10 protein-coding genes are annotated in these 13,246 nt (G+C 38.5%); 5 read left to right on the top strand and 5 right to left on the bottom strand.

Annotated elements, in window-relative coordinates:
* Positions 1-385: 385 nt before the first annotated feature.
* The gene (gene poxB / locus H5090_RS07370) at positions 386-2,110 is read right to left on the bottom strand and encodes a ubiquinone-dependent pyruvate dehydrogenase (RefSeq protein WP_182695388.1); all 1,725 of its coding nucleotides are present in this window, start codon (positions 2,108-2,110) and stop codon (positions 386-388) included.
* A 321-nt stretch (positions 2,111-2,431) separates the two neighbouring features.
* Between poxB and H5090_RS07365 the strand changes: the two genes are divergently transcribed.
* Both H5090_RS07365 and H5090_RS07360 read left to right on the top strand, forming a co-directional pair.
* Positions 2,432-4,087: an RluA family pseudouridine synthase gene (locus H5090_RS07365; RefSeq protein ID WP_182695387.1), complete on the top strand. Its 1,656-nt coding sequence runs from the start codon at positions 2,432-2,434 to the stop codon at positions 4,085-4,087.
* A gap of 178 nt (positions 4,088-4,265) precedes the next feature.
* The gene (locus H5090_RS07360) at positions 4,266-6,185 is read left to right on the top strand and encodes a GGDEF domain-containing protein (protein WP_182695386.1); all 1,920 of its coding nucleotides are present in this window, start codon (positions 4,266-4,268) and stop codon (positions 6,183-6,185) included.
* Positions 6,186-6,221: 36 nt separating this feature from the next.
* Here H5090_RS07360 and H5090_RS07355 read toward each other — a convergent pair whose 3' ends face one another.
* Genes H5090_RS07355 through H5090_RS07345 form a run of 3 tightly spaced genes read right to left on the bottom strand, consistent with a single transcriptional unit; the run spans position 6,222 to position 7,038 of the window.
* Positions 6,222-6,440: a DUF6500 family protein gene (locus H5090_RS07355; RefSeq protein ID WP_182695385.1), complete on the bottom strand. Its 219-nt coding sequence runs from the start codon at positions 6,438-6,440 to the stop codon at positions 6,222-6,224.
* Positions 6,441-6,469: 29 nt separating this feature from the next.
* A complete protein-coding gene (locus H5090_RS07350) occupies positions 6,470-6,724 on the bottom strand; it encodes a hypothetical protein (protein WP_010553640.1) in 255 nt (84 codons plus the stop codon).
* A gap of 59 nt (positions 6,725-6,783) precedes the next feature.
* Positions 6,784-7,038 (bottom strand): hypothetical protein, encoded by a 255-nt coding sequence (locus H5090_RS07345; protein ID WP_076924239.1) that lies wholly within the window; start codon positions 7,036-7,038, stop codon positions 6,784-6,786.
* Between the two features lie 331 nt (positions 7,039-7,369).
* Between H5090_RS07345 and H5090_RS07340 the strand changes: the two genes are divergently transcribed.
* Positions 7,370-7,795 carry a hemerythrin domain-containing protein gene (locus H5090_RS07340; RefSeq protein WP_008134499.1) on the top strand — a complete coding sequence of 142 codons (426 nt, stop codon included), beginning with the start codon at positions 7,370-7,372 and terminating at the stop codon, positions 7,793-7,795.
* 94 nt (positions 7,796-7,889) lie between these two features.
* On the opposite strand, the gene H5090_RS07335 is transcribed toward H5090_RS07340, so the two are convergent.
* Positions 7,890-8,303, bottom strand: coding sequence for a hypothetical protein (locus H5090_RS07335; protein ID WP_002960120.1), 414 nt, complete (start codon positions 8,301-8,303; stop codon positions 7,890-7,892).
* A 418-nt stretch (positions 8,304-8,721) separates the two neighbouring features.
* Between H5090_RS07335 and H5090_RS07330 the strand changes: the two genes are divergently transcribed.
* Both H5090_RS07330 and H5090_RS07325 read left to right on the top strand, forming a co-directional pair.
* Positions 8,722-11,082 carry a TonB-dependent siderophore receptor gene (locus H5090_RS07330; RefSeq protein WP_182695384.1) on the top strand — a complete coding sequence of 787 codons (2,361 nt, stop codon included), beginning with the start codon at positions 8,722-8,724 and terminating at the stop codon, positions 11,080-11,082.
* Positions 11,083-11,092: 10 nt separating this feature from the next.
* Positions 11,093-13,246, top strand: coding sequence for an FAD-dependent oxidoreductase (locus H5090_RS07325; protein WP_182695383.1), 2,154 nt, complete (start codon positions 11,093-11,095; stop codon positions 13,244-13,246).

Genomic DNA, 13,246 nt, shown 5'->3' with positions numbered 1-13,246 from the left:
GCGCTTTCTAAATAACCTAAACTCTGGATAATATATCTATCTCAAGCAGCTATTTTCAGCGCTAACTGCGTTGAATTTACTTGCAATAGGCTAGATATTTGCGTATTCACTGGTGCGTAAACTGCTTTGCTGAGCTTGAATAAGCCATAAAACAGCCAGCGACAGTAAAACCGATTTCCATTTCATTATTGCTCCGTTCCCTCTATGAGTAGAGGTATTTTATGCGTGTTTTTATTAATTTAATGATAAACCATATATTATTTTCTATTTCGGTTCAATCACTTACAAACAGCAGCCCTAGCTTATTAATAATAAAAGATGATAGTGAGGATTATTACTTGGCACTTCCCTATTGAGCTAAAATACTCAATAGGGAAGTAACTAACTAGCGTGACCAGTTAGTTTTGGCAAGCTCTACAATCTCGTTTCCTTTGCCGTTTATCAGCGCCTTCATCATGTAAACACTAAAGCCTTTTGCTTGCTCTAATTTGATTTGCGGCGGCATTGAAAGCTCTTGTTTTGCAGTATCGACTTCTAAAACAACAGGTCCTGAGTGGTTCATCATCTCGTTCATTGCCGATGGTAATTTTTCAGGGTCGTCCACATGAATCCCTTTTAAGCCGCAGGCCTGTGCAATGTTAGCAAAACTTGGGTTTTCTAAATCGGTATCGCTTGATAAAAACCCACTGGCTTTCATTTCCATAGCCACAAAACTAAGTGAGCGATTATTATAAACAACAATCTTTATTGGTAAATTAAGCTGCTTAAGTGAGATTAAATCCCCCATTAACATCGAAAAGCCACCATCACCACACATTGCAATGACTTGGCGGTCTCTATCAACAGATTGAACCCCCATTGCCTGCGACATCGCATTTGCCATAGAGCCATGATTAAACGAGCCAATTAAGCGACGCTTACCATTCATTGATAAATAACGCGCAGCCCACACTGTTGGCGTACCTACGTCACAAGTAAAAACAGCATCGTCAGTCGCTTGCTCGTTGAGTAAACGTGTTAGGTATTGCGGATGAATTAAATTTTGCGAGGTTTTGCCACTGGCAAGTTCATCAAGATCTTGTCGAGACTCTTTGTAATTTTTAACACATTTTTGTAAGTGCGAACTTGTCCGTTCACCTTTAATATAATCAAGCAGTGTGGTCACTGAATTTTTAGTATCCCCTAACACGCCACAGTCAATTTGCACGTGTCGCCCGAGTGACGCAGCCTGATTATCAATTTGTAATATGGTGGTATTTTCGGGATAAAAAGCACGATAAGGGAAACTAGTACCAATCATTAATAACGTATCGGCTTCTTGCATTGCATGATAGCCCGATGCAAAACCAATAAATCCGGTCATACCAACATCGTAAGGATTATCGTATTCAATAAATTCTTTACCGCGCATGGCATGCACAATTGGCGCTTGTAATTTTTCGGCTAGCGCAACAATTTCGTCGTGGGCATCCTTACAACCAGCACCACACAATAAGGTTACTTTTTTACTTTTATTAAGATGAGTCGCCATCGCTTCAATATCAGATAAAGCGGGGGTATAAGTTGCTGGCTTTGGGACGTTCCATTTTGGCTTAATAGCTTTAGGCATATCTTTTAATGCAATGTCGCCAGGTAGCACAAGTACACTCACGCCTTTGTTTAGTATTGCTTGTCGCATTGCTGTTTCTAGCAGGTACGGCATTTGCTCAGGGCTCGACACCATTTCACAATACACACTGCATTCTTTAAATAATTCTTGCGGATGGGTTTCTTGAAAATAACTACTACCAATTTCAGATGAAGGAATATGTGCGGCAATTGCTAATACTGGTACATTATTACGCTGACAATCAAATAAGCCATTAATTAAATGAAGGTTACCTGGCCCGCAAGAACCCGCACACACCGCAAGCTCGCCTGATAAATGGGCTTCGCCACCAGCTGCAAATGCGGCAACTTCTTCATGTCGCGTACCTAGCCATTCAATTGTTCCCATTTTTCGCAGACTTTCACTAATGCCGTTAAGTGAATCGCCAGTTACTCCCCAAATACGTTTTACGCCAGCTTGTTCAAGGGTTTTAGTGATAAAACTTGCGATATTTTGACTCATAATATAGAACTCCTAAATATTCAGTTATTCTGTAAATTGATTTTTCGCCTCTAATCTATCAAGTAAGTCATCGTTTCGAAATGCGCTCAATTATTGAGAATCGATAAGCCTAAATATTTTGATAATGATAGATATATTGCTACCGAGACTTTACTAACAAACGATACTCCTAGGTTTGCTACGCCCTCATACTGATACACAAAACATGAATGTCCGCTTTAAAGTGTTTATGAATATGCGGATGCGAGATTTTTAGTGGCTTAACTATGAATATGTTATTATGCGCTCAATTATTTTACTGAATGCTTTTCTCTTACTTCTATGTCAAATTCTGCTTCTTGCTTTACATTATTTTCTCAAAATATTGATTCTCTCGCGCTTCCTGAAAAGTTTACTTTCCCTTTTTATTACGAGCCGCAACCATTAGCTGTAGCAGCCACAAAACAATTACAGCAACAACTTGAAACGTTAACGCATTTAAAAGCAGAAAATGCCGGTAAAATGTTTGGGGTTTTAGTGGTGCAAAATGCTAAGCAACAATTAGGCTTTTTAAGTGCTTATTCGGGGCAAATTGAAGGTGATAAAGCCAATATTAGCTTTGTACCGCCAGTTTCTAGCATGCAACTGCAAGACGATAGCTATTTAGCTCAAAGTAAAATAATTAACGATATTAATGCTCAAATTGAGCAATTAGAAAATAGCGAACAACTACATGAAGTTAATAGCAAACTTGATGATGCAACACAAAGCTACCAGCAAGCACTATTAGCCCAACAGGCAGTAATGCAAGCCGGTCGCCAGCAACGAAAAATACAACGTACAGAAGGCGAATTAGAGCTTAGCGAAAGTGATTTTGAGCAGTTAAAAAATAAGCTTGCAGGGCAAAGTATCGTAGAAAAAAAGCAACTGCTGGCACTTAAAGCCTATTGGCAAAATATAATCGAGTCACTGGAGCAAACACACATCAATATTTCTGATGAAATTGCTCATTTAAAAAAACGCCGTAAAACGCTTTCTAAAAGCTTACAAAAAAAGCTATTTGCACAGTACCAATTTTTAAATGCAAATGGAGAAACTACAGACTTAAATGCCATATTTGCAGCACTGCCTGAGCACACTCCTCCTTCGGGTGCTGGCGATTGTGCTGCGCCTAAATTATTACAATACGCCTATAAGCATGGTTTAAAACCACTTGCTATGGCTGAGTTTTGGTGGGGAGCTGCACCTAAATCAGCAATTAGGCAACATAAAAACTACTACCCTTCTTGTTACAGTAAATGCCAACCAATACTTGGGCACATGCTAAAGGGTTTAGATGTTGAAGATAACCCGCTACTTATCAACCCAGCTCAGGGTAAAGATTTAAATATTGTTTATAAAGATGACGACTTACTTGTGGTAAATAAGCCAGCTGAGTTTTTATCTGTGCCTGGCGTAAATATTGAAGACTCAGTTTATATGCGAATCAAAACGCAGTTTCCAGAGGCATCAGGCCCACTAATTGTGCACAGGTTAGATATGTCGACTTCTGGGTTATTGATGATTGCACTTAATAAACGCGTGCACAAAGCACTGCAAAAGCAATTTATTGACCGCACTATAGATAAACGTTATGTCGCATTAGTTAATGGTAACGTAGCTGAGGATAGCGGAGTAATTGATTTACCCTTAGTGCTCGACTTTGATGATAAACCGCGCCAAATGGTGTGTTACACACACGGTAAGCCATCACTTACTACCTGGCAGGTTTTAGAGCGTAACAACAATATTACCCGATTACAGTTATACCCTAAAACAGGGCGAACTCATCAATTAAGAGTGCATTGTGCGCACAGCTTAGGTTTAAACATGCCAATTATAGGCGACACACATTACGGGCAAAAAGCCGAACGATTACATTTACATGCAGAATACTTAGCATTTACTCACCCTATTACGCTTAAACGATTAGAGTTTGAAGTAGCCGCTGATTTTTAATAAAACACATAACTACAGCGACTATATTATATAATGTGTTTGTTTTTATTAATTAAATTGATATCGTTTGTGGTCTTATTTTTTCAATGAGAAGTATAAAAAAACTGTTCAAACCCAAGTTTATTAAGCACTGTGAATAAGTATTTCAATAATAAAAATAAATCAGCAAAGGATTAACATGGCTAACAATACACAAATAAAGATTTTAGGTAATACTTTATGGGCAAAGTATATTGTTCTCCTTTTATTTTTACTTTTTAGTAAACTTGCCTCTGCTAATGGCGATTCATTAAATGCAACTTCACATGCGCTAGACTTTGACACGACTCAAACTCTCATCAATAACATAAAACTAAATGAATTAGACTATCTTCAAAATGGAGACAAACTCACTCAAGCGTTTAAAATAAGCAAAGATCAAAATTGGGAAAAGCTTCATCTAGAAGCGGCCGCTTTGTATGCGGAGTTACTTTTTAGACAAGAAAAATACACAGCGTTAAATACTCACTTATCCTATTACTTAAAGAACAAAGAGTTACCAAACCAAAAAAGTGTATATTTATTATTTCTCGAATCACAACTCAAGTCTCTAGCGAGGGATGCAAACCCAGCTCCAGCACACACGCTAGCCACAAAATTAGAAGAGAGCTTGCAACAGCATTCAACTAAAGAAAAAATCATTATTTTACGAGCACTTGCTTACTATTACACCGATACAGATGCATTGAAAAAGACCCTAAATGTTGCACTAGAGGGGTTAGAATTAGCATTAAAAGATGACGACTCAGCATCTCAGGGATACTTTTTTAGAAAAATAGCCGATGCATATAATTATCTAAACGAAAAAGACAAAGCCGTATATTATGCAAAAAAAGCGGTTGCGGCATATGAGCAAACACAAGATGGGCTTTTTACCTCAAAAGCATATTGGAGTTTAGGCAATGTATTGCTGGAGATAAAAAAACCTAAAGATGCCTTAATATACCTAGACAAAGCATTGCTCTATTTCAAAAAAGTTAATATGCAAAAAGGCTTAACCTTTGCTCAGTACTCAATTGCTAGCATTGAGTACTTACAAGCAAACTACGATAAAGCTTTAACTTTAACTAAAGAGAACATTGAGCTTGCTCGTTCTGCAGGTGTACACGACATGCAACTCGCATCGCTCATTTTGTTAGCTGACATATATATAAAACTAGATTTACTTGATCAAGCAAATGAAGCAAACGATGAGGTATTTTTAAACTTAGATAAATTCAGCCGCAGTATTTATAAAGCCGATTTTTTAAGTAAACGCTATGAGCTAAAGCGACGCCTCAACTACACTGACGAGGCTTTTGAAGCAATTGAACAAAAGCTTCTTTATACAAAAAAACACTACGAAGCTACCAGTGAAAGTAATATAAAAACACTACAGGTACAGTTTGAAGTAAAAGAAAAAGAAGAAAAAATACAGCAACTAGAGTACGCAAAAGACATTAGTGAACTACAAGCTAAAGAAGAGTACCAACAAAAAATAATTTGGCGACTTAGCGCTGCTATAGCGTTTATTTTAGTGATTGCTTCATTATTTTTATTTTATCGGCAAGCTCGACAACGTCAAAAATATCACGATATTTCATTAACAGATTATCTAACAAATAGCCCTAATCGCAGAGGAATAATGCGCGCCGCAGAAGCAAAGCTTGATGAAGGTAAAATGACGATAGCAATTGTTGACTTAGACTACTTTAAAAAAGTTAACGACCAATTTGGTCACGATGTTGGAGATTTAGTTCTTATTTCCTTTGTAAAGGCTGCAAAAGAAACACTAAGTGGTGATCATCAGTTTGGCCGCTACGGCGGCGAAGAATGGTTGTTTGCACTAAATTCGGTTGACGAACTAGCTATTCGAGATATCTTTGACCAGCTCGCCACTAGATTTACCGAGCATTGTAGTAATATAAAAGACCTTCCTAGTGATACAAAAATCACTTTTAGTGTGGGAGCCTCTGTAAGTAGCCCTTTAAAAAGCACACTAGATGTTCTTATTAAGCATGCAGATAAATTACTTTATAAAGCAAAAGAAAACGGAAGAAACCAAGTCGTGGTTGATTAAATAAACACAGCTAAAAGTATTGGCTCATTTACTTGACTAAAGTCCGTCTAAAACCATTTGTTTAATTTTATGTGCTTTTACAAAATGATCTAATTTATGGGTGTGTATCCACCAAGTAGCAGCATCCATAAGTAGCTCTGGATCGTCGTTTTTATTGGCAAAAAATGCATAAAAAGAAAGCCCTACATTTTCGCCTTTAACTGCTATTTTTTTATCGCACACGGTAATTATTTTTGCTCTTAGTTCTTCCCTCATACATACCTTATTTAATTATATTTTTACTATTAAAATACGCCATTTAAAAAGCTAACGATTAGCTGTAAAAGGCTTCTATCAACCAAGCCATGATTCTCAAGCTCTTTATTAGGCGTATTTACTTTTGCAGCTTTGCATTCATTATCTAGTGTCTCATTTTTACGTGTATCGGTTTCGTATGCAATATCTGCTTGTTCCATACATTTTGCCGAGCCTGCGTAAGGCTGCGCCGCACAAGCGCTTAGTAATAAAAAAAGTGGAATTGCTATCAATAATTGCTTCATAACTAATCCTATTTTTACGCAACTTATTTACTTTAAATTACAGTTGCAAGTTAGCCTATTTACTTTTCTACCACCATTACAAAAAATTCAAAAAAGAACGTACCGATGGCATCAAAAAAAGTGTTATTTTTTTCATCCTTTTTAATTTGTGCGCTAATGCATTGATTGTAAACCTGTGAGCTTGTTTGAGCGCCATTTCGATCAACCATTTCAGCCTCTTCAATGCATAAGTTAGGGTCAGAACGCGGGGCTGTACTACATGCACTCAGTAAAGCGCACAGCAATAATGCGGCGACGGGGCTTTTTATGTTCATCCTTAAACTATCCTATTAAGTTAACGTGCTACCTGCATTTATGTGTGAGAGTAATATATAGGTTGTACCCAAATAACACTGACACTTTATCACTGCAATAAAATAAACAACCAGTAAATATTTGTAAGGTTCTGTAGGAATTTATACTCACTTTTATAATTGAACTGCGCGAAAGCCTGAAATTATTGCATTCATATCACTGTAAAATTTACAGTGATCGCAGCCAAAGAATAAAAAGTTAAATTAAATTTATTAAAATACAATAACTTAATATTTGGCATTTAGTTTGCTAGTTAATGATATAAGCAAATAAATTGTAAAAGGACTAGTTATGAATATTTTTGAAGCACTACGTCATGACCATGACAAACAACGAGAATTGGTAGATGCGCTTATTCAAACACACGGCGACACAGAGCAGCGCCACACGCTAATGGATGAGCTAAAAACAGAATTAGAAAATCACGCAAAATTTGAAGAACGTTACTTTTATAACCCACTTATGTTTGATGACTTAACTCATGAAAAAGCGCGCCACAGCGTAGCTGAACATCACGAAATTGATGAATTAATTGAACAACTTGAAGATACCGAAATGAGCTCGTCTGCATGGTTAGTTGCAGCTAAAAAGCTACACCATTTGGTACATCATCATTTAAGTGAAGAAGAACACGAAGTGTTTCAATTAGCGGGTAAAGCACTTACCGAAGGGCAAAAAGAGAGCCTTGCTGAGCAATACAACGACGCAATGCATTAGTTGCATAACATGCAAACCGACTTCCACACACTCCCTGTGTACTTATTGGTTATAAGCCTTATGGCTTATAACCAATTTTTTTGCATGTACTTTATTACTTTACAGTAAATTTCACGTCTTGGTCGCGTAATAAGTAAAGTGCAAAACACGCAGCCCACATTGGCCATGCAGTAAAGAATAATAAGTTATTAAAGCCATCTATGTACTGGTTGTAAGAAGAAAGCGTAGATAAGCCATGCATTACAAAAATGATACCGTACGTTATACGCTTTTTAATACCTGCTAAAAATGCTAAAACAAGCACTAACTGCACCGCACCAATAATGTAAGCCACTATATCTGTAGAGCCACTAATACCGTAAAAATGTTCAAAAATACGTGCGCTATGCCCAGGATTAACAAACTTATCGAATGTCCACATAACCATTACAATAAACACGCCTAAACGCAAAGATAAAAGTGACCACTGCAAACGGTTTTGCACATCAGAATTCATTGAACCTGTCATAAAATTTCCTTAAATGAATATTAATAAACGTAGAAGTAACCTAGACCGTATAAGTTGTTTTTTATTTCAAAAATTTTTAATTAAATTCATTAGTTAAGCCATGCAGTACTAAAAGTGAAGCTTATTTAAGTAATTTAAAAAATGCTGCATAAAAGTTAACTCTTTTAAAATGTTAGCAGGTTGAAAGTAGTCTATAATTAAAAATTCTATTAAAAGCATATATTTACATTCACTCTAGTACAATCGCTGTATTAATATTTTATCAACTAATAAAACAATACTACTTAATTACCATCTTTATAATGCATCTGTTTTGTTATGTTCTAAAAAACAAAAAGAATCAAAATTTTACTGAAAGTTATTTTTAATCCTTTCGGTCTTTATCGCCAACAACATTTTAACCGTAGAGAGAAAACGTTTGAAACACGCATATTTAGCACTTTCCCTAGCCACCATATTAAATACACCACTTAATGCTTTTGCAGCCGAAGAATCAAAAACAGCAAAAGAAGGCGCAATTGAGCGTATTGAGGTGGCAGGCCAAGTTATTAGATCTCAAGGTCTTTCGGTTAAAAATGCCACTGTAGACGGCCCTTTTGGCGACAACTTAGCTCTACGAGATATAGCCCGATCAGTAACACCAATTTCAAGCGAGTTAATAGAACAACTCAATATTACGACTTTACAAGACGTACTTGCAGTAAGCCCTAATACCTATTCAGCCAGTGGTTTTGGGGCACCAAGTTTACCTACTATTCGTGGGCAACTAGGTGAGCTTTTCCAAGATGGTACACGCCGCCAAGCAGGTAATAATGGCTTTGGTGTGCCGTTATCGTTCAACTCTATAGAACAAATAGATGTAGTAAAAGGCGCGCCACCGGTATTATTTGGTTCAAGCCAACGCAACGGTGGTTTTGTAAACTTACATTCTAAAAAAGCATCAACTGACGACAGTAAAGGCAAAGCAACGGTATCTGCAGGACGATGGGATCAGTACAGTGTTTTAGTTGATTACAGTGCACCTATAGTAAAAGACAAAGTAGGTTTTAGAGTAAGCGCTGAACACATTGATAACGGCAGTTACTACGACTTTTCGGGCACGAAAAGCGACAGCCTATTTGCAGCACTTAGGATGTTACCTGATGACAAGAGCAGCTGGGATATTAACTTTGAGTTATACCAAGTTGAATTTACCGATAACGCAGGTATTAACCGCCCTACTCAAGCGCTAATAGATAATGGTCTTTATATTACCGGCCAAGGCGTGCAAGTAAATGGCAGTACAGTTCCAGCGGCAGGTTCTATTGTTTCACCTACTGGGCAAGTAAAAATAGACCGTAGTACAGTACTTACCGACCCTGACAATCAAAACGAAGCCACTACTTATTTACTACACAGTATTTATAAGCGTGAACTTTCAAACAACGCATCAATAAAAAACATTACGTATTTTCAGCACTTACAACGCGAAGAAATTGCACAAAATAGCTTTGTTGAAATTATAGATGGTGCCGATACCGCGCAGAACCGTACCGAACTGACTTACCAATGGAGCAACGAACAGCAAACAATTTTTGCTTTTGATGTGCGTTACAACCGCGTGCTAGGCTACAGCCAATTTACAACAGAAGCCGACCTACCTATTGATTTAACTGGCCCAATTTCAAATCGCCGCATTCCTTTAACTGATGCACAACAAGCGCGTTTAATTGAAATTAGTCCAGGTGTATTTGTATCCCCTGGTGGTCAGTACGATATTAATAACGATGGCAGCGGCGACTTTAACTTATCAGACACTACCGATTCGCGCTCATGGCAAACGGGTTTTGCTATTCAGCAAGATTCAGATTGGACAGATAAGTTTCATACAAGTGTTGGCTACCGCATTGATTTTTATGACGTAGACGCGCACGACCCAATAGCACCAGAGGGTGAAATTGCAGCGAGCGATAGCATTAACGATAAGCTACATTCGGGGCAAGTAAGCTTTAATTACCGATTAAATGGTGATTACACCACTTATGGTGCAGCAAGTTACAACGAAGCCACATCAAATAGCATGGCTAGCGGCACGTCTCTTGGTGGCGACAACACGATTAGCGCGCAAAACTTTTCAACCGAAAATACCTTAGTTGAATTCGGTTTAAAATACGCACCAACCGACAGTGATTGGTACGCCGATGGTGCAGTGTTTAGCCAACGTCGTAGTTTACGTAATCGCGATGGTAGTAATACCGGCATTCGTACTACCGGCTTTGAAAGCCAAGTATTCTATGATGCTTACCCTTATTGGTTAAGTGCCGGCTACAGCTATATTGACGCTCGCTACGATAATTCTGCAAGTAGCCAAGATTCAGCGCAAGTAGCAGATGCATTTGACAACTCACGTCCAGATATTATTGCAGGTACCAGTGTTGGCGCACCTAGCTTTACCGCGTTTGCACCTTCAAACCGCCAAGTTCAGGGCATCCCTGAGCAATCTTTCAGCTTTAACGGAAATTATTCAATTAATTCGAAATGGCAAACGGGTTTTTCAGGTCTATATACAAAGAGTTACCCATTAGACTTTTTGGCGACAGTAAAAATTCGTGATCAGTACACCCTAAACGTAAATACTAGCTATGCTTTTACGCCTAATACCAAGTTACGATTAGATGTGAACAACGTGACGAATCAAAAAAACTGGCGCCCAGTATTTGAAGGCGGTTACTTTGGTGCAACTTTAGCTTTTCCTGAGTTGCCAATTAACGCCAAGTTAACCCTTACGCATAGTTTTTAAGAGAGAGAACATGATTAAAAAAATATTTCTATTATTGATTGCAGCGGCCGCCGTCGGCCTGTTCTTTCATTTTGACTTACACCAACTACTTACGCTTGATGGCTTAAAAGGATCGATGGATCAGTTTAACCAATACAAAGAGCAGTCACCGTTACTCGTTATTGGTGGGTTCTTTTTACTATACGTAGTAGTAACTGCTCTCTCTTTACCAGGCGCCGCTATTTTAACACTTGCCGCAGGTGCATTGTTTGGCTTAGTTGAAGGCTTATTGGTTGCATCTTTTGCCTCAACTATTGGCGCAACACTTGCCTTTTTAGTATCGCGTTACTTACTACGTGACACTATTAAACAACGTTTTCCTGAGCGATTAGCCGCCATTGATGCAGGCGTTGAAAGAGAAGGTGGATTTTACTTATTTACGCTTAGATTAGTGCCGGTGTTTCCGTTCTTTTTAATCAACTTACTAATGGGTGTTACTTCAATAAAGTCTTGGACTTACTACTGGGTAAGCCAAGCAGGTATGCTCGCCGGTACATTTGTATTTGTTAACGCAGGTACACAACTGGCGCAAATAGAAAGCTTATCTGGAATTTTATCATTCAACTTAATCTTATCATTCGCTTTATTGGGTATATTCCCATTCATTGCAAAAGGAATCTTAAACGTGTTTAAAAAGCGTCGCGTATACAAAAACTACACTAAGCCTAAAAAATTCGACCGTAACATGATTGTTATTGGCGCAGGCGCAGGTGGTTTGGTAACAAGTTATATAGCCGCTGCTGTTAAAGCAAAAGTAACCCTTATTGAAGCGGGCGAAATGGGCGGTGACTGTTTAAACTATGGTTGTGTTCCAAGTAAAGCAGTCATTAAAAGCGCTAAAATTGCAGAACAAATTCGCCATGGTGAAAACTACGGCCTAGAAAATGCGACACCGCAGTTTTCGTTCAAAAAAGTAATGGCACGTGTACACATAGTAATTGCCGATGTAGCACCACACGACAGTGTTGAGCGTTACACTGACTTAGGCGTAGATGTTGTAAAAGGCTACGGTAAATTAATAGACCCGTGGACTGTAGAAATTAAACTTAACGATGGCGGCACGCAAACACTAACCGCTCGTACTATTGTGATTGCCACTGGCGCGCGCCCATTTGTACCGCCACTACCTGGTATTGAAGAAACTGGCTATGTAACAAGCGATACGTTGTGGAATAAATTTGCAGAGCTAGATGAGGCACCTAAAAAACTTGTAGTACTTGGTGGTGGTCCAATTGGTAGCGAATTAGCACAAAGCTTTGCACGTTTAGGTTCAAGTGTTACGCAAATTGAAATGGCGGAGCGCATCATGATCAAAGAAGATCTTGAAGTGTCTACTTTTGCTCACGAAGCGTTAACCGAAAGTGGCGTTAATATTTTAACATCGCACCAAGCACTACGGTGTGAAGCTCGCGATGGTAAAAAATATATTGTTGTTAAACATAACGACAAAGAAATAGATATTGAATACGACGAGCTATTATGTGCCGTTGGTAGAAGTGCACGCCTTAAAGGTTACGGTCTTGAAGAGCTAGGCATTGAAACAAACCGCACAGTAGTAACTAACGAATACCTAGAAACACTTTACCCAAATATTTTTGCAGCAGGCGACATTGTAGGTCCATACCAGTTTACACATGTGGCAGCCCATCAGGGTTGGTACGCAGCGGTAAATGGCTTATTTGGTCACCTTAAAAAGTTTAAAGTAGATTACCGTGTTATTCCGTGGACTACGTTTATTGACCCAGAAGTAGCACGTGTTGGCTTAAACGAGCAAGACGCAAAAGACAAAGGCATAGATTACGAAATCACTCGTTTTGAATTTGAAGAGCTAGACCGTGCAATTACCGACAGCGCCACTAAAGGCTTTATTAAAGTGATTACACCCAAAGGCAAAGACAAAATATTGGGTGTTACCGTAGTATCTGAACACGCTGGCGATTTAATTGCTGAGTTTGTACTGGCAATGAAACACGGTTTAGGCCTTAACAAAATACTCGGTACTATACACAGCTACCCTACTTGGGCTGAAGGTAACAAATACGCAGCAGGTGAGTGGAAACGCGCTCATGCACCTGAAAAAGTGCTTAACTTGCTTGAAAAATACCACACTTGGCGTCGAGGTTAA

This window comes from Pseudoalteromonas sp. SR43-5 (assembly GCF_014163835.1).
Classification (GTDB): domain Bacteria; phylum Pseudomonadota; class Gammaproteobacteria; order Enterobacterales; family Alteromonadaceae; genus Pseudoalteromonas; species Pseudoalteromonas distincta.
This window is presented reverse-complemented; position numbering and strand designations above follow the sequence as displayed.